At 48.4% G+C, this 17,564-nt stretch carries 17 protein-coding genes; all 17 read right to left on the minus strand.

Features of this window, described 5'->3' with window-relative positions; all coding sequences use genetic code 11:
• Positions 1 to 224: 224 nt before the first annotated feature.
• Positions 225 to 1,052, minus strand: a complete 828-nt coding sequence (locus RS891_RS30075) for a carbohydrate ABC transporter permease (protein WP_376039466.1) — start codon at positions 1,050 to 1,052, stop codon at positions 225 to 227.
• 90 nt (positions 1,053 to 1,142) lie between these two features.
• A complete protein-coding gene (locus tag RS891_RS30080) occupies positions 1,143 to 2,024 on the minus strand; it encodes a carbohydrate ABC transporter permease (RefSeq protein WP_113053090.1) in 882 nt (293 codons plus the stop codon).
• Between the two features lie 29 nt (positions 2,025 to 2,053).
• Positions 2,054 to 3,373, minus strand: a complete 1,320-nt coding sequence (locus tag RS891_RS30085) for an extracellular solute-binding protein (protein WP_113053091.1) — start codon at positions 3,371 to 3,373, stop codon at positions 2,054 to 2,056.
• Between the two features lie 117 nt (positions 3,374 to 3,490).
• The gene (locus RS891_RS30090; protein ID WP_315793963.1) at positions 3,491 to 4,288 is read right to left on the minus strand and encodes a response regulator transcription factor; all 798 of its coding nucleotides are present in this window, start codon (positions 4,286 to 4,288) and stop codon (positions 3,491 to 3,493) included.
• Positions 4,257 to 6,044 (minus strand): cache domain-containing sensor histidine kinase, encoded by a 1,788-nt coding sequence (locus tag RS891_RS30095; RefSeq protein ID WP_315793964.1) that lies wholly within the window; start codon positions 6,042 to 6,044, stop codon positions 4,257 to 4,259. The genes RS891_RS30090 and RS891_RS30095 overlap by 32 nt, the downstream gene beginning before the upstream one ends.
• A 286-nt stretch (positions 6,045 to 6,330) precedes the next feature.
• Positions 6,331 to 7,158, minus strand: coding sequence for a carbohydrate ABC transporter permease (locus RS891_RS30100; RefSeq protein ID WP_315793965.1), 828 nt, complete (start codon positions 7,156 to 7,158; stop codon positions 6,331 to 6,333).
• Positions 7,158 to 8,024 (minus strand): carbohydrate ABC transporter permease, encoded by an 867-nt coding sequence (locus RS891_RS30105; protein ID WP_090903199.1) that lies wholly within the window; start codon positions 8,022 to 8,024, stop codon positions 7,158 to 7,160. Before RS891_RS30105 ends, RS891_RS30100 begins: the two co-directional genes overlap by 1 nt.
• 25 nt (positions 8,025 to 8,049) lie before the next feature.
• On the minus strand, positions 8,050 to 9,255 hold the full coding sequence (locus tag RS891_RS30110; protein ID WP_315796491.1) for an ABC transporter substrate-binding protein: 1,206 nt from the start codon (positions 9,253 to 9,255) through the stop codon (positions 8,050 to 8,052).
• Between the two features lie 300 nt (positions 9,256 to 9,555).
• Positions 9,556 to 10,044, minus strand: a complete 489-nt coding sequence (gene lspA / locus RS891_RS30115; RefSeq protein WP_113053095.1) for a signal peptidase II — start codon at positions 10,042 to 10,044, stop codon at positions 9,556 to 9,558.
• Positions 10,045 to 10,167: 123 nt separating this feature from the next.
• Positions 10,168 to 11,145 (minus strand): permease prefix domain 1-containing protein, encoded by a 978-nt coding sequence (locus tag RS891_RS30120; RefSeq protein ID WP_315793966.1) that lies wholly within the window; start codon positions 11,143 to 11,145, stop codon positions 10,168 to 10,170.
• Positions 11,146 to 11,151: 6 nt separating this feature from the next.
• Entirely contained in the window at positions 11,152 to 11,478 is a 327-nt protein-coding gene (locus tag RS891_RS30125) for a PadR family transcriptional regulator (RefSeq protein WP_113053097.1), read from the minus strand.
• A gap of 210 nt (positions 11,479 to 11,688) precedes the next feature.
• Positions 11,689 to 12,636 carry a nucleoside hydrolase gene (locus RS891_RS30130; RefSeq protein WP_113053098.1) on the minus strand — a complete coding sequence of 316 codons (948 nt, stop codon included), beginning with the start codon at positions 12,634 to 12,636 and terminating at the stop codon, positions 11,689 to 11,691.
• Positions 12,637 to 12,696: 60 nt separating this feature from the next.
• On the minus strand, positions 12,697 to 13,101 hold the full coding sequence (locus RS891_RS30135; protein WP_113053099.1) for a DUF350 domain-containing protein: 405 nt from the start codon (positions 13,099 to 13,101) through the stop codon (positions 12,697 to 12,699).
• Positions 13,098 to 14,480 (minus strand): glutathionylspermidine synthase family protein, encoded by a 1,383-nt coding sequence (locus tag RS891_RS30140; protein ID WP_315793967.1) that lies wholly within the window; start codon positions 14,478 to 14,480, stop codon positions 13,098 to 13,100. The genes RS891_RS30135 and RS891_RS30140 overlap by 4 nt, the downstream gene beginning before the upstream one ends.
• A 6-nt stretch (positions 14,481 to 14,486) precedes the next feature.
• Positions 14,487 to 14,768, minus strand: coding sequence for a hypothetical protein (locus RS891_RS30145; protein WP_315793968.1), 282 nt, complete (start codon positions 14,766 to 14,768; stop codon positions 14,487 to 14,489).
• Positions 14,768 to 15,202 (minus strand): hypothetical protein, encoded by a 435-nt coding sequence (locus tag RS891_RS30150; protein WP_315793969.1) that lies wholly within the window; start codon positions 15,200 to 15,202, stop codon positions 14,768 to 14,770. Before RS891_RS30150 ends, RS891_RS30145 begins: the two co-directional genes overlap by 1 nt.
• Positions 15,203 to 15,566: 364 nt before the next feature.
• A complete protein-coding gene (abc-f, locus tag RS891_RS30155) occupies positions 15,567 to 17,558 on the minus strand; it encodes a ribosomal protection-like ABC-F family protein (RefSeq protein ID WP_315793970.1) in 1,992 nt (663 codons plus the stop codon).
• Between the last annotated feature and the right edge of the window lie 6 nt (positions 17,559 to 17,564).

Consider the following 17,564-nt stretch of genomic DNA (forward strand, 5'->3'; position numbering starts at 1 on the left):
AAAATGAAAGTTTTTTGAAATTCCAATAATAGGTATTTTCAGTTCTTTCATTTAGTTTGCTTTATAGAGAATAACTACATTGATATAGTCGTTCTAAATAAACGTTCTCAGGAGATAAACGAAGTTCGGGGCGATGAGCAAAAACCCTCACACATCCCTTTTGGATCGGGATGTGTAAGGGTCCAAGGTTTAAGTTAGCATTTAATCACATGGAAAACATGGGTTTAACCTTTTACCGATCCGGCAGCGATGCCTTCCACAATTCGATTGCTCAAAACAAGGAAAGCGATCAGGATCGGCAGAATACTAATCATCAGTGTCGCACCGATCGCTCCCCAATCCGTTGTGTACTGTCCAATAAAATTCTGCACCCCAACGGTCAGCGTCTTGTACGCATCTGTGCTGATAAACGTATTCACGAAGATGAATTCATTCCAGTCATATATCATGTTGATAATCGCTGTCGTGGCGATTACCGAAGCTGTCATCGGCAGGACGATACGGAAGAAAATCCGATGGACAGAGCAGCCGTCCATTACCGCCGCTTCCTCCACTTCCCGCGGAAGGGCGTAATAGAAGCCAAGCAGGATCATAATGGTGATTGGCATATTGAACGCGATGTATGACAAAATGACCGACAATGGATGATCCGTAAGATGGAGCTTCAGAAACAGGCTGAACAACGGAATCAACGTAGAATGCACAGGGATCATCATACCCACCATAAATAATCCAAGCACCAGAGAACGTCCTTTCCAGCGCATGCGGGTTATCGCGAAGGTGACCAGACTCGCGAACAGCACGGTGAACACGACGGACACCACCGTGATCCAGACACTATTGAAGAAATACAAACTGATATTGCCTTCCGTCCACACCTTCACATAGTTCTCCCAACGCGGAGTCGCGGGAAGGGCGAACGGTGCCATATCGAATACTTCCTGATTGTTTTTTAGCGAGAACAGCAGCAGCCAAATCAAGGGCAGAATCTGCAGCAGCGCCACCAGAATCAACAGAATGTAGAGCAGGACATAACCGAGCCTTCTCAGCACTGTCGGTCCCGTGCCTGTTTCCGGATAGGCTGGCAACCGAACCGCGGTATCGGTCTTCACAGGGATGGACCTCCTTTCATTTCACTTCACTCAAGAATACTGAATGGTGTCCTTGGATGCCGTAGCCTTCCGTAGCAGCCAGGTTACGACCAGACAGATCACGAGCAGGAAGAAACCAACGGCACTCCCGTAACCAAAGTCGAATCCACGGAAAGCCTGATGATACATATAGGAAGCCATCACTTCACTGGAGCCATTCGGTCCACCGTCCGTCATCACATAAATGAGGTCAAAGTACTTCAACGAGCCAACGACAGCCAGCACGATCGTCACTTTGATCACTTCCGTGATCAGGGGCAGCTTGATTCGAAAGGCAATCTGCCAAGGGCTTGCTCCATCAATCCGCGCTGCTTCAACCAATGATTCCGGGATATTCTTGAGCGCAGCGTAGTAAATCAGAATATAGAATCCGGCATACTGCCACAAGATCGGTACGAATAGGGCATACAGTACCAGGGATGGCTCCGCCAGCCAGGCTGGCGGATTGGCAATCCCGATTGCTTCCAGAAAGGTGTTCAGCACACCGTTGCTGGGATGGTAAATCTTCAACCATAACTGGGCAATAGCTACGGAAGACAGTAACATCGGAATCAGATATATCTTTCGAAACAGGTTCGCTCCCTTAATTTTGCCTGACAGCACAAGGGCAATCATAAGATAACCGATCAGACTCAGTGCAGAGAACAAGGCCAGCAGAAAGGTATGATATGCACTCTGCCAGAACGTTGCATCATGAAGCAACCTTGCATAATTTTCAAAACCGATAAAGGTCATTGCGCCGATCCCGTCCCACTGCATCAATCCGTAATATCCGGTCAGCACGATCGGGATATAGATCAGTACCAATAACAGCAGCAGTGCGGGAAGCACGTACAACGCAGCGACTAAACGGTTGGACATGACTTTATCCATCACAATATCCTCCCTATGAGCGTTGTACGTTAGTTGCCTTTATCAATCGCTTCCTGATGATTCTTCACAAATTCCTCAGGAGTGACCGCTTTTCCGAACAGTGCCTGGATCATGTCCAGATGGACTTGAGCTGCGGTCGGTTTCATCTGCACGTCGGCGAATAATGTCAGGCTGCTGGCCTGATTCAATTCATTCAGCAGGTCAGTATAAAGCTGCGGCAGTTGTACCTCTGCTGTGTCCACTTTCGTTGCCGGAATGACACCCGCTTCGGTTACAGAGCTTTCGCCCCATTTCTCCACAAAATATTGAACGAATTTCTGAGCTTCATCCTTCACCTTGGAGTTCTGTGCGACGAACAAGCCTACACCCGGGCCGCCGACCCAACTGTTAATATCACTTTTGCCGCCATCCATTGTCGGGAATTTGAAAAATCCGATTTTATCCTTGAACTCCTGCGGTACATCTGGATTGGTGGTATAGTTCGGCAGTTCCCAGGTGCCCATAAGGTACATGGCCGCTTTCTCATTCATAAATTCCGATTTGCCTTCATCATTGGACAGGCCGTTGTAACCTTTGTTAAAGGCATTCATATCCACCAGCTTCTGTACTTCGGCTGCCGCCTGGATCAGGGCAGGATCGTCAAACTTGCCTGTGCCATTGATGGCCTTCTCCAATGCATCCCCGCCCAATCGATTGGCCAGATACATATACCAGAGAGATCCGGTCCAGCGATCCTTGTTGCCTAGAGCGATGGGAACCACACCATTGTCTGTCAGCGTTTTCACAACATTCAGGAATTCATCATATGTGGCCGGGGGTTGCAGATTATATTTAGCGAAAATGTCTTTGTTGTAATAGATCGGAGATATGTTCAGCTCAATCGGTAGCGCATAGGTTTTGCCATCTACGGCATACGCCTCAGTTGTTCCCGCAATGAATTTCCCTTCAAGTGAACCACTCAGAAGGTCGTCCAGCGGAGCAAACAGATTGCCCTTCACGTAAGGCTCCAGAAAACCAGCAGCCCAGGTTACACCTACATCCGGGAGTTCATTGGAAGCGGACAGGATTTTCAGTTTGTTCTTATATTGCTCATTCTCCAGTACTTCCTGTTTGATGGTCACGTTGGGATGATCGGTCTGGTACTGTTTGATGATCTCATTGACCAGCTTATTCTGCTGTGCAGAGCTGCCTGCTGGCCAGAGATGCATAAACTTGAGGGTCACTTTTCCGTCAGAGCCACTACCGCTCGCTTCACCCTCTCCGTCAGAACCTGAATTGCTGCATCCGGATAAAAACACGGCGAGGATAAGTGTCAATGTCAGTAACATGGCTATTGGCTTTTTTCTCATATTCCTAACCCCCTATAATGGTTATTCGGTTGATGTAACCGCTTTAATAAAATTGTAGCATGGGTACATCTCCCCCATAAGACTAGGATGATTTGGAAAAACTCCACTATTTTATGGTTATTTAGTCTCTTTACGTAATGCAATGGAATGACGATATTTGCTTGGGCTGAGCCCTTCCAGGCTTTTAAATACCTTGATAAAATATTTATCCGTCTGGTAGCCGACCTGTTCGGCAATCTCCGAGATGGGCAGGGCCGTCTGTACGAGCATTTCCTTCGCCCGCTGGATACGTGTACGGGTCAGATATTCGCTAAAATTCATTCCTATTTGCTCCTTGAACAGAACGCTAAAATAACTTGAGTTCAAGTGCAGCATATCAGCGATTTCCCGCAAGGTAACATGTTCGCTCAGATGAGCTTCCACATAAGCAACAGCTTCACTGATCTGGGGATTAAGCCTCTGGTCTCCCCGTTCCTTGGCATCCAGCAGTTTGGGGTCAACCAGCTTCTGCATCGTTTGAATACGCCGCTGCTGGTCCCCAAGTTGCAGAGCTTTCTCAACCGTCTGAATCAGCTGTTCCTTCTCAATCGGTTTAAGCAAATAATCTACCACACCCAACTTGATGGCCTGCTGGGCATATTGGAAGTCTGCATGACCTGACATAATCAGAACAACTGGCTTGCTCGGAAACTGCTGCACGGCTTCAACGAGGGACAGACCAGAGAATTCTGGCATGCGAACATCTGTAATTAAAAGGTCTGCCGTCTGTTCACGGAGCCATGCTGCTGCTTCAACTCCACTTGACGCAGTTCGAATTTCGTTACGACCTGCTGACCAACCTTCCAGCGTTTTGCGAATGCCTTCACGTGTACGCGGCTCATCATCAACGATTAGAATCGTTCTGCCATGAATCATATGCACCCTCCGTATTCTTTGGAATCTCAAAGCGAATGACAGTCCCTTCACCGACCTTGCTCGTAATGGTAAGTCTGCACAATTCGCCAAGTTGACTGCCAAAATAAAGCTTTAACCTGCGATGCACGTTAATCAGCCCCACGCCTGTTCCCTTGTCGGAAACAGCAGGTCCACCATTCAATGCGCGAACAACAGATTGAAGCCGAGAATCATCCATGCCAGGTCCATCATCCCGAACCTCGATGTGGACCAGATCCTCCTGTGCGGAAGCATCTACAAGGATGCTTACCTTTCCCGGTTCAATTTTGCTCTCTATCCCGTGAAGAATAGCATTCTCCACTAAGGGCTGTATGAGCAATTTGGGAATCCTCACGGTGCGCATCGTATCACTCAGTCTAATCTCCCATTGCAGCCTTTCTCCCAGCCTCATCTCCATAATTCGAAGATAACGCTCCGCGTGCTCCAGTTCATCGGCCATAGTAACCCATTCATCCTGATTGGGACTGGAGATGATGTAGCGAAATAGGCGGGACATCGCCACAACCATACGCGCCATTTCCTCGTCTCCTTTGTCATCAAGTGACCAATAGAACGCCTCCAGCGTGTTAAACAGAAAATGAGGATTGATCTGCGACTGCAGAGCTTTCAGTTCTGTTCTTGACTGCATGATTTCCTTCTCGTAGATCTCCTGAGTCAACTCATTCAACCGATAAACCATCTGATTGTATACTTCATTGAGCCTGTGAATCTCCATCGTTGAGCTGAACATAATATTGGGCTTCATCGCTCCCGGACGTGCACTGCGCATGGCCCTCATCAGTCGGGTGATAGGACGTGTGATCATGGTGGACAAGAGAAAAGACATAATGAGGAACAGCACGACGCCAAACAAACCGGAAATAAGCAGTGCCGTCCGAAGAATGGACACGCCCTCCGTCGTCTCGCTCACAGGAGTAAGAACCGCGAGCGTCCATCCTGTCATCTCAGAATGCTGTCTGACAACAATATAGGGCTCATCTCGGGTCTGGACTACAGAGCTATCACTGCTCAGGAGTGCCTCCACATCCAGACCAGCCTCCAGATTGGAAGTAACTACACTTCCTGCCGCATCCACCAGCAGAATAGAATCCTCCACACCATCCTCAGCATCCAAGTCATTCAGTTGAAAAAAGCTGCGCTGCATCCGCACTACGACATAACCGCCAGGTTCGAAATCCCGATCCATCAGGCTGATTCGCCGAATAGCCATAATGACTCCGGGATCTTCCGGGTCGGGACCGACCCAGACCAGCCTTCCTTTCTCCGCGTCTGCTTCCGCTATCCAGTTACGTCCGAGCCTTCCATCCAAAGATCGGTCATCCATAGGAAATATTCTGCTATAAGTTGTCGTATAGATTTCCAGACTCTGCACACCACTCATAAAGGACGGATAGCTGCTCACAACCTGCAAGAGCGCTTGACGCTGATTAAACGTAGCCGGTTCTCCACCTTTTTCATTGCTCAATAAACGCTGCACATAAGAATCATCTGCCACTTGAGCTGTCAGTGAGTTAACTTGTGCAATTAAGGCATCCAGTCTGCCATTAGCCTGAACAGCAGTTTGATGAATATGCTTCTCCGCATTGCTCTTCAACAAACCGGATACCCGGTCATAGGCGGCGATTCCCGCAATAAATAACACCACCAACATTACCAGTACAAAACCAACAAAAATCTGATTGCGCAATGAGTTCCATCTGCCCCAATTCAATCGCAAACCCCATTCTCCTTCCCGCATGTAAAAGAAATCGCCACCCGTTTCTCGTGTTGGGTGACGATTGAGTACAAGTATGCCGGAATCCATCATCGCCAATTATTGAAGCGTTTACATTTTTGCTCATCGATCTCATTTACCAATCTTTGTTTAGCGATTAAACTAACGACTAAAAAATAGCACAGATTCCTATCTTTATCAATCATTTAAATACAGGAACGCTTTACAGAACAAAAGCTAATGAAAACCAAAAAAAAGGACGAACTCCTTGAGTCCGCCCTTTTCTTCACTATTTTACTGAACCTTGCGTTACACCGTTGATAATCCATTTCTGTGCAAACAGATAAATGATGATCATCGGTAGCAACGCCAGCAGGTACGATGCAAACGCCAGGTTGAAGTCAGTATTGAATTGACCCTGGAACACATACTGTACCAGCGGTAGCGTATATTGTGCCGGATCACTAATAATAATGAGTGGCAGCAGGAAGTCATTGTAAGTAGACAGACAAGTTAGAATACCAACTGTGGCACTGATCGGTGCCATCAACGGGAAAATGATTTTCCAGAACGTGCCCCAAGTTGTTGCTCCATCTACAAAGGCTGCTTCCTCCAGCGCTACCGGAATGGAGCGAATGTAACCTACATAAACAAATACGTTAAAGGCGAGACCATACACCGTATGCAGCAGGATAAGACCCACCAAATTGGTCATTTCCAGCGATGCAGTCAGCTTAACAATCGGCAGCATGATGATTGGAAACGGAATGAACATCGCGCTGACAAAGTAGTAGTACAGCCCTTTGAAAAACTTCCGTTTCTCCATATTCCTGGCAATCGCGTAAGCAACCATAGAGTTACTGAGCAAGGTCAGGATGACTGTTGATGCAGTGACAATGGCACTGTTACGGAATGATTGGAAGAAGTTTGTCATATCTATTGCACTTGCAAAGTTCTCCCAGTGAAATGTTGTCGGAATAGCAAATACGGATTGGGCCATTTGCTCCGGATTTTTCAATGCAATCGTAACCGTCATATATAAAGGGAACAGAATGAACAAGGTACCCAGAACAATCAACAACATAACAGGCCAGTTGGTACGTAAACGGCTTCTCATTACAGATCCGTCTCCCTTCTTTGCAGGAACCGGATTTGCAGAATCGAAATCACCGCGATAACGATGAAATAGATAACCGAGTTCGCAGATTGATATGCATATTCGCCGCCTTCAAACCCACCTGTGTAGATCAGATGAGAGATAGACTGTGTTGCCCGTCCCGGTCCACCATTGGTCAAGGCTACGATCTGGTCAAAGACCATCAGTGAGTTTTTCATCGCCAGCACCATATTAATCGTGAAGAACGGGGCAATGAGTGGAAACGTAATGCTCCAGAATTCACGCCATTTGCCGGCTCCGTCCAGATTCGATGCTTCATACAATGTCGTAGGGATCGTTTGCAATCCCGCCAAATACAGAATTGTATTCAACGCGACTGATTGCCATACCGCGACAATCACGATCCCAATCCACGCGAGGCTTTCGCTACCCAGAATGTTCGTCGATAGGGCGTTGATCCCCAGGTTTTGCCCCCAGATCGGGAATACGTTGGAGAACAGGTAGTTAAATATGTAACCTACGATCAATACACTCAGGATATTCGGAAGGAAATAGATGCCTCGGAAAAAGTTACGGAACTTGATCTTGGCATTCAGTCCAAGTGCTATGAGCAGGCTCAGAATATTCGTCAGGATCGTTACAACGATCGCAAACTTGAAGGTGAACCAGTAGGCGTTGCCTACATTATCATCCTGAAACAGATTGAAATAGTTTTTGAATCCAACAAAGTCATAACCTTTACCGAATCCGTTGTAGTTCGTAAATGAATAATAGATCCCCTGGAGGGCCGGCAGCGTCATAAACACGAAGAACAATACTACCGCCGGAACCGTCATCCAGTAATAAGGCGCGATGCGCTTGTTCATACTCCATCCTCCTTCGGACAAGGCGTTATCGCCGATTCGCTACCTTGTCCCATTCTTTGTCGAGTGTATCCAGATAGTTGTCGATGTTCTTGTTCTGCAAAAAGGACTGTACGATGGAATTCAGCTGCACCGCAGCCGGAATATAGTGATCGGCGAAGTCGATAACCTTGCCCTGCTCAATGTAAGGTGTCAGTTCCTGTACAGCAGGATCATCTTGTTTTACACCTTCCACCGCAGAGAACAGCGTCTGTTCCTCAATGTATTTACCTATATTTTCAGGCTCCAGCAGAAACGCAATGAACTGTTCGGCCTGCTCCTTGTTCGGTGTATCCGCTGCAATGGTAAACAGGGAGTCGATTCCGTTCACCAGCTTGATCTTGCTCGGATCATTGCCTGTCGGGAATGGGAAGAAACCAATGTCCACATTCGGGTTCGCTTTGCGAATTTCGGAGATCGCCCAGGTACCCTGGATGTACATGTAAGCTTCGCCATTGGCAAAGGCACGGTTACCGTCCGAATACGCTTTACCGAAGTTGTCGCCGTGACCGTAATTCATCAGCTCCAACTGCTTCTCCGCAACCTCACGGTATTTCTCCTTGAAGGTCACTTTGTTCTCGCGACGCTCCAGATAAAAATCAACACCAACCAAGTTAGGTCCGAGTGCATTGAACGGCAGATTCGTCTGCCAGTCATCCTTGTATGTGAAATAAAACGGAATTTTACCCGCATCCTTAATTTTTTTGGCTGTAGCAATCAGCTCGTCCCAGGTCTTGGGTACGTCCAGACCCATTTCTTTAAATAACGTTTTGTTGTACATGATGCCGTTTGCATTTGTTGCGTAAGGAACACCTGTCACTTCATCCATGCCCGTGACATCCTTCAGCATCTTTATGTAGTTGGGATCGATCGTTTTTAACAGTGGACTGTCTGTCAGATCGGCGAAAATATCACTCTGTGCAAGAATGGAATAGGTATCGGTTGCCCCCATCGCCATAATGTCTGGCACATCGTTCTTCACCACACGTGTCTTCAGCACCGTCTCCGCGTCAGGTGGATTCACCTGAGTGACCTGAATATCGGAGTGTTTGGCGTTGAATGTTTTGATTAATTCGTCAAAGGTTCCTTTGGCTTCGGGTTTATTCTGAAAAAATTCAACCTGCACCTTGCCATTGGCATTATTGCCACTGGTGCAGGAAGACAGAAGTACAGCCGTTATTCCACAAAGCAGCATTAACCCGAGTGCCTTGGTAAGCGATCTTCTCATGTTGTACCTCCCTCAGCTTATATACGTAAAGATTTACCCATTAAATTAGTGAAGTAACCACGTGGTTAATCCTTCCACCGTTTTATACTTAGAGCGTTGACTATAATGTGTCCTATTATTCCTAAAACGGTTTCGATAAAATTGAAACAGTCACACTGAGCGCGAGTCCGCTCATCGACATAACAAAAAAAAGACATTGGAATATATCCAATGTCCCTCATGTATACAGTTACGGTTGCTTACATCAAAGCTGTTATTAACGCTTTATCAACGCTCTATTTTCGGCAAAGCATTACGTAAACGCTTGGTTCGGTAACTGCGAAATGCACGGATCAGCATGCCGATGACCAGCATAACCACACCAACATTTATCGCTACATCCGCCAAATTGAGAATACCACGTCCCGACGGAAATACGAGAAAATCCGTTACGCGCGCGTAGATAAAACGATCGATTGCATTACCCAGGGCACCCCCGACCATGAAACCGGCACCTGCCTGCATCCAGAAACCGCGAATTTCACCTTTTCTCCGATAATACATCATGCCCGCCACGAACAGAATGGCGACCACACCGAACAGACGCGCATTCCCTTGAAATAGGCTGCCTGCCATTCCGCTGTTCTCATAATGCTGCAATTGCATGCCCGAATCGCCAAGTCTCATGGTGTCGCCAACTTCCATATACATCCTCACCGCCATCTTGGTTCCCTGATCAACCAAGGTAACCAGCAGTGCTACAAAATAAAATAACATGTTCCACTCCTCCTGCCGGACGCTCCAAAGTTAAACTAAAGGGTCTCTGCTGTAACATTTCCTTCACTTTAACACACCCAAAGCGCAGTCACCAAGTGGGTAGAGCACGCGCTTGGCACATACTCAGGAGTGATTCTTCCGCTTTAATATATGATAGGTGTTGCTGAACATACCGAATAGCACACCTGTAATCGGGAATATGGCCCAATTAACGTCCCATCGCTGGTATACAAAGCCCGTGAACAGAAACAGCGCCGTAGCCAAAGGCCATACGATAGCCCCCACTGCTCCTACCATTCTTTCCTGCTCCTTCTTATCAGCACTAAAGTGTGGCTCCTCCAGCAATTTCGTGTAAGCCCCCTGGATATTGCCGTAATAAATGAATAGGAACACGCCTACCGCTGCCATTAACATAAAGAGAGAGACACCGTAAGATGCGTAGTCATCGTTAATATATGCACCCGCGAAAATAAAAACGGGTGACAGCACGCACAGGCCGACGCCCGTAATGATTGAAACGCGGTACGTCAGCGCGAAATGGGCCTGACTGCGTTGAAGTGACATCTTGAGCGCATAAGGCAACTGAAATCCCTTCTCCATATACTTGAAACGATCAAGCTTCATCCCGCTGTGAATAAACATGCCGACTGCAAAGGCGATGAGTACAAACATCCCGATGAGCCCCAGCAGGCTGCCCGTTTCCATCGACCCTGTCATGGACTTGATATTGTTCTGTTCAAAAAATGTATCAAGGAATATCAGGAAGGCCACCCCGGATGCACAAAGAAAAACACCAAGTCCTGTCCACAGACCCACACTGCGTTTGACAGCAGCATAATCGTGAGCCTCTTCCTCCGTCAGCACAGGTGCTGCTTCCTCGATCCCGGCTGGTTGAATACCGAGCTCAGCTGTTAACTCCTCGATATTGCCAAATTCCGAAATCACAATACCGATTGCCTCATTCTCCGACTTGCCTTCCCGCTTCAATTCCAAGTATTTATCTTCCATTCCCGAGAGAAGCTCCTGTTTCAAATGCTCCACCTCGGAGGTCTTCGGCAGACCAGCGAACATGTTTTCCAGATACACCATAATCGTCTCCATGCTCCGTCACCACTCCCTGATAAATAGATTCACAACCTCCTGCGTAACCTTCCATTCCTCACATTTTTCCTTGTAATAATCGAGGCCGGGCGGCGTGATCCGGTAATACGTACGCCGCTTCCCGAGACTCTCATCCCGGTAAAATGATTCAATGTACCCGTTCTTCTCCAATCGGGTGAAGGCAGAGTATAGTGTCGTCTCTTTCATCACATACTTCTCATCTGTCAGCTGCCTGATGTTTTTGGAAATCTCGTATCCGTACGACTCCCCTTCCAGCAGCATATAGAGAATTAGCGTATCGTTGTAGCCGCGTATAACGTCACTGCTGATCACAAAAGATAATCCTCCTCCGTTACTTCATCTGTCGTAGTAGTTGAAGTATATCACAGTTTACTACGACAGGTGAAGTAGTCGGACTTAAAATAGGCAAAAAAAATCCGTGCCTGGAATAGGTACGGATCGTTTTACTGAGCTTTGACTTTAATGAATACTTACGTACAAGACTTGCAGAGCTAATGCGATGCTTGGGCACATCTCTTGGAATTATTGTATAGCAGAGAGCACATCCAGCAGCATGGATTTGAATCTCGGACGGTCAATGGCCTCACAGACGCGTACATTTGGCTCTTTGCCGAAACGTCCATTGATATCCACAACGCTATATCCGCGTGTTAACTCGCCTGCCGCTTCTACATCCACATAATACTGACCGGATTTGGTCATGAGCGACTCATCTGCGGCAACAGCCATCAGCAACGTATCCGGATGAGTTGTGCCATTCAGTTTATGTACCGATTTGTTGAACTGCATAACCACTTTATTGATGGCTGTGAAGAAATCGGCACCCGATGTACCCAGCGCTGCAATTTCAGCGTGATCATCATCATCCATAACAGAATATTGAGTACACATCTCCCAGCCAACCATAGTGGTCGGAATGCCTGCGTGCAATACAATTTTGGCTGCTTCCGGATCTACATAGAAGTTATACTCCGCGGCTGGTGTGATATTACCCAGTGCATTATTCGTTCCACCCATGATGTAGAGGTGAGCAATCTCCGGAATAATGGTTGGGTCCTTCTGGATTGCCATCGCAATGTTGGTCAGGGGTGCAATGGCCAGAAGCGAGATTTCGCCCGGATGTGCGTGTACCTTCTCAATGATAAAATCAACCGCATGCCCTGCCTCTGGACGCTGGTCCGCTTTCGGGAAATGGGCTCCGCCCATACCGTCATCGCCATGTACGTCTTCCACCGTGCGGTGCTGGGCCTTGCCATAGGCCATCAATGGGCGTTCGCATCCTTTGTACACAGGCACCTTGCCGCCATGTCCAGCAACCTGTACCGTGTACAGGGCATTTTCAACCTCCTGGTCAAACTGTACGTTCCCGCCTGTAATCGTAATGCCCTCCACCTGGAAATGGTGCAGTGCCGTCAGGATCGCAATCGTATCGTCTCCTGCTGTATCAGTATCGATGATGACTTTTCTCATGATGCCGCGCTCCTTCTTCGTTGAATTGATATTCATTCCAAATAAACACTAGGGTTTATTTTACATCAAAAACGTACCGATGACGATGGAAACGCCGATGATAATGGAACGCAGCAGCTGTGCTACAGCCATATTGCCTCGTGCGATCTCGTCACATACCCGCATCTTGGGGATAAGGAAGTCAAATATAATATAGACCAGACATAAAATAATGATTCCCAGCGCTGACCAGAGCAGCATATCCAGCCATGAATGCGTGGAGAAGGACACCATGCCCACAATGATACACAGGCCCAACAATTTGCTGCCCATATACATGCCTGCCGCCTCGTTGCCTTTCGCAATTTCCTCGCTATCGTTATACCGGGTCAATTGGCTAAAAGCGAAATACCCACATACCAATACGACCAGCAAAATGCCTACACCTACCGCTACATTCAGCAGGTTTAATCCCAAATTGTTCATTCCTTCTCCTCCTCTTCATCCATCCGTTCATTGACCACAGCCGCACAATAATAGGCCATATCTCCGGTTACCTTCTCCCCGATCCGGGGCAGCACACCGGCAAAACGTCCACCGATGACAAACACCCCTGTAAGCAAATAACCGCTGTATTCGCCATCCTCTGTCTGAATCACGGCCTGTTCCATAGGTACCAGCTGCTGATATATTTTAGGCTGATTATGATAATAGGCTGCGATCTGCTCATCTTCTTGCTGTTCAGCTATTGTGTTGGAGTTCGTAGGGGCGTGCAGCTGATGAGAAGCAGCCGTTTGGCCCCCATGATGATCCGACTCCTCACCCAGCAGCGATGTGCCTCTCCCTTCGCGGCCCCAATAGCTTTTGGCCACGTAAGGCATTGCGCTCCATTCGAATGGCCCGGCTTCGAAATAAGTTGGTAGCAGATACCGTGAAATGGAAGCTAACTCCGCATCATTAAACAGCCGAAATCCGCAATATTCCGGGGTTTGTTCATTACGTTCATAGAGTGACCAGATCGCCGCCATGAAGCCCTTGCTCTGCATCAGTACATGCTGTGCAGGATTCATCAGGCCCAGACGGCCACCCTGAACCAATTCAAGCAGCGCTGCGCCGATGTCCACGCCGGTCGTTTCATCTCGATCATCGATTAGATATTCCAGGGGGTAGAGGCGGTACAACAGGTTGATCTCGCATCCTTCATGGTAGAGCGCCTCCCCTGGAATAATCTCCAGCTCCTCCAGTGGAGCGTAGAACGTTTCATACCCCGCCTCCTGGCACAGCTTCATCAGATACTCCGTATTGGTCCGATCCTCCACATGCTCCCCAAATGAAGTAAAAGTCACTGGGCCCAGCAAACCCTGCTGTGCGTAAGCATCCAGCCAGCGGCGAAAGCATTCCCGGATACATTCATCCATTCCTTTGGATGGAGCATGGAACAATGTTTTTTCAGCCATCTCCACCAAAATACCTTCCAATGCAGCTACTTCAGGTATGCCGGTTGGGGTATCGGTGTTATTTTCAATACATTTAGGCCCGGCTTCTCCAATAATCCAGTCCTGCCGAGTGATCCCGCCTGTCACCATCTCCATACGCGCCGCAGGAATCAGGCCGGGATGAATGCCCAACTGCTGCTCCAGAAATGAGTCGGGCATGTATTGCTGAATAAAACGCATCACCTTACAGTGGATTCCGTCTACAGCCTCAACTGCTGTACGCAATTCCTGTATCTCCACAGGGGAATAAACCGTCAACGCAGGCACGCAATATTGCTTGCCATACATGCGATGGTAAGGAACCTGCTGCCCCGCTCTGCCCCTGAAAACTTCTTCATGACTGAATGGCAGTTGGTATATATGCCTCATCAGGTTCTAACCTCCCGAACTGTGGAAGAAGCTGCCAAATCCGCTCGATTTTGAACTGGACTTGCTGTAGGAGCCGCTGTCCTTATTGCTCCGATAGGACGATCCGCCACCGTAGTAATAGTGTCCACTGCTGGAGTCATATTCGCATCCGGTATCGTATTCCGGGTCACACTCGTCGCTATTGCTGCTACAACCGGATAATACAGCTGGAACCGCAAGCATTAGCGAGAAGGCAACCAGCTTGGCGCGTGATCCGGGTTTGGGATTGGAATTGGGATTTTCGGCCATTACAGATCCACCTCCTTCATCAAAAACAACACTTTCTTGCGATCCGCATCCAGCACGGAATACACAAATTCATAGGTCTTACTGCCCCGGACCATGTAATGGTCCAGCAGTTGCTCGGCAAGCTCCATCGTGTACGTGGAGGATTCTGCCAAGTCCAATTCCTGAAATGAACTCCCATTCCAAAGCATATATTCCGCACTATACATGGAGGACATTTTACACATTGCCAGTGCAGCGTCCGCAATCGCTGTACCGTATTCTGCAGGTTTTTGATTGTCATACTCGGTCACGTAAACTGCATGCTCCCGACGATCCTCGCATTCATTGGACAGATGCGCCCAGAGCTTATTTTTCATCAGGGTTGCATCTACCAGTTTGCGCATGAACAGCTCATCGCGAGTAACCGATACCTGCTCCAGTACCCCCGTCTCCACCTGTCGGTCATCCGACCAGTTCCGATAAGTCAATGAATAATAAATAACGATAACCTGCCTTTCTGTGAGCTCTAAGAGGAGCCGTTTCCATACACACAAACGTATTAAACGCATTAGAAGGAAAAAAGTTACACTATTCCCGATGACATGTAAAAAAGAACAGGGCTATCAATCTCGTTCACAGAGTACGGGCCGGATACTTGAATCCGTCAAATCATTGCTAGTCGTCCCCGAAACGCAAAAAAACTGTCCCAAAGCCAATGCATGACTTATGAGACAGCCTCCTTGCTTGTTCAAGCTGCTGCTAGCTTCTTTAGAAATTGATATTTCTGTTTCCAATGCCCTTCCAACTTACACGTATGGCTTATAATTCGGCCCACTGGGCGAGCAGTTCATTGTACTCCGCCGACAATCGCTCTCGCTCGTTCCACATCTGTTCCAAAGCAGGCGGATCATTCGCCACCGTTTCTAGCTGTTGATCCAGTTCCCGGAGCCGGGTTTCCAGGTGTGCCATGACCTGCTCCAGCTTCTCCGCAGTACGCTCACTGTCACGACTCTTTCCAGTATTGCCAGACTGGAAAATGGATGAGTTGTTCAGCTTGCCTGATCCCGCTGTAGCCGCAGTCCCGTGAGAAGAACCCCCTGCCCCTCTCCCAACGGCAGTACCTCGTGGTGACGTCTTCGCTCCTGCTATATGCTGATTTGCCGCGGCTGCGCGGGCTTGCAAATCCAGCTTCTTCTCGCGATAGGCTTCATAGTCACCCAGATAAGCGGTCATCCGCCCATTCTCCAGTTCCCACACGCGGGAAGCGAGTCGATTGACGAAGTAACGGTCATGCGAGATGGCAAGCACCGTTCCTTCGAAATCAACGAGCGACTCTTCAAGCGCCTCCCTTGAAGCGATATCCAGATGATTGGTCGGTTCATCCAGCAAAAGCACATTCGGCTTGCGCTGAACCAGCAGAGCCAGCCTTAGCCGCGTCCATTCCCCACCAGACAACTGTCCTACCGAGCGAAATACATCTGTTCCATAGAATAGATAACGAGCCAAAATGCCGCGTGCCTCTCCTTCTTCCACGCCCGCTTCCAGACGGAAGTACTCCAACACATTCAGTTTCGGATTGGAGGGCTCCTCCTGTTGAGCCAGATAACCAACATCTACACGTGCACCCCACTCCAGGTTACCTGCACTTGGTTGTTCCTCGCCCAACAGCAGCTTGAACAACGTTGTTTTGCCTGAACCATTGCGTCCAATAAGAGCAATTTTGTCGCCATATTCGAGTAATCCCGATACACCGCGCAGAATCTGACGTTCTCCATAAGCCTTTTCAACCTGTTCCATAACGGCCACACGTTTTCCCGTACGGTCCGTAGGACGAACATCGAAGTCAGCGTTACGGCGCTCCAATACCGGGCGCTTCACCTGTTCCATCCGTTCGATTGCTTTACGCATCGAAGCCGCGCGACGGAAGAACTTTTCATTCCCCCCGACTCGGCCCCATTCTTCCAGTTGGCGGATCGTTTCTTTCATTTTTTTGATCACCTTCTGCTGCTCCTTGAACTCCTCGAATTGCTGCAGCAGTCGTTGTTCCTTCACTTTCATATATTCCGTATAACCACCGGCTGACGTCTGTGCTTCTCCATCCTCCAGCTCTAATGTCCGGGATGCTACACGGTCCAAAAAGTAGCGATCATGTGAGATCAGGATAATCGTACCTGTGTACTCACGCAAAAACCCTTCCAGCCATTCCACCCGCTCCAGATCAAGATGGTTGGTGGGCTCATCCAGCAATAACAGATCAGGTTTTACAATCAGCTGTGAAGCCAACACAACCCGGGTCTGTTCACCACCAGACAACGAACCAAACCGCCATCCGTAATGCTCCTTCGCAATATCCAGACCGTCCGCCACCTGATCGATCCGGGCATCCATTTCATATCCACCCTCGCGCTCAAACTGGTCCTGCAAGCCCGCGTACCGCTTCAACAGTCGCTCCAATTGGTTCGGATCGGATGCACAGTCCGGATCGGACATCTGCTGCTCCATTTCCTTCATTTGACTCCTGCACGCCATAAGCTCCCTGAATCCAAGACTCAGCACATCCAGCACTGTGTAATCGTCCATTCCTTCCGGCACCTGAGCGACGTAACCGATACGTGTATCCTTCTTGATCATCAATTGTCCTTCATCCGGCTGGCTCAGTCGTGCCAACAGACGCATCAATGTCGTTTTACCGCTTCCGTTGCGGCCGATCAGGGCGACCTTGTCGCCTTCCATAATTTCAAATGTAATGCCGTCCAGCACCAGATGTGCTCCATGGTATTGGGTCAGTTGTTGTGTGCTAATAATCATCATAATAAG

It is taken from the genome of Paenibacillus sp. BIC5C1 (assembly GCF_032399705.1).
In the GTDB taxonomy this organism is placed as follows: domain Bacteria; phylum Bacillota; class Bacilli; order Paenibacillales; family Paenibacillaceae; genus Paenibacillus; species Paenibacillus taichungensis_A.

Bases quoted from the DNA above. Each gene is read 5' to 3' on its own strand.
- RS891_RS30080 (WP_113053090.1), bottom strand. From the start codon at position 2,024: ATGGATAAAGTCATGTCCAACCGTTTAGTCGCTGCGTTGTACGTGCTT.
- RS891_RS30085 (WP_113053091.1), bottom strand. From the start codon at position 3,373: ATGAGAAAAAAGCCAATAGCCATGTTACTGACATTGACACTTATCCTC.
- RS891_RS30090 (WP_315793963.1), bottom strand. From the start codon at position 4,288: ATGATTCATGGCAGAACGATTCTAATCGTTGATGATGAGCCGCGTACA.
- RS891_RS30100 (WP_315793965.1), bottom strand. From the start codon at position 7,158: ATGAGAAGCCGTTTACGTACCAACTGGCCTGTTATGTTGTTGATTGTT.
- RS891_RS30105 (WP_090903199.1), bottom strand. From the start codon at position 8,024: ATGAACAAGCGCATCGCGCCTTATTACTGGATGACGGTTCCGGCGGTA.
- RS891_RS30110 (WP_315796491.1), bottom strand. From the start codon at position 9,255: ATGCTGCTTTGTGGAATAACGGCTGTACTTCTGTCTTCCTGCACCAGT.
- lspA (WP_113053095.1), bottom strand. From the start codon at position 10,044: ATGTTATTTTATTTTGTAGCACTGCTGGTTACCTTGGTTGATCAGGGA.
- RS891_RS30120 (WP_315793966.1), bottom strand. From the start codon at position 11,145: ATGGAGACGATTATGGTGTATCTGGAAAACATGTTCGCTGGTCTGCCG.
- RS891_RS30130 (WP_113053098.1), bottom strand. From the start codon at position 12,636: ATGAGAAAAGTCATCATCGATACTGATACAGCAGGAGACGATACGATT.
- RS891_RS30135 (WP_113053099.1), bottom strand. From the start codon at position 13,101: ATGAACAATTTGGGATTAAACCTGCTGAATGTAGCGGTAGGTGTAGGC.
- RS891_RS30140 (WP_315793967.1), bottom strand. From the start codon at position 14,480: ATGAGGCATATATACCAACTGCCATTCAGTCATGAAGAAGTTTTCAGG.
- RS891_RS30145 (WP_315793968.1), bottom strand. From the start codon at position 14,768: ATGGCCGAAAATCCCAATTCCAATCCCAAACCCGGATCACGCGCCAAG.
- abc-f (WP_315793970.1), bottom strand. From the start codon at position 17,558: ATGATGATTATTAGCACACAACAACTGACCCAATACCATGGAGCACAT.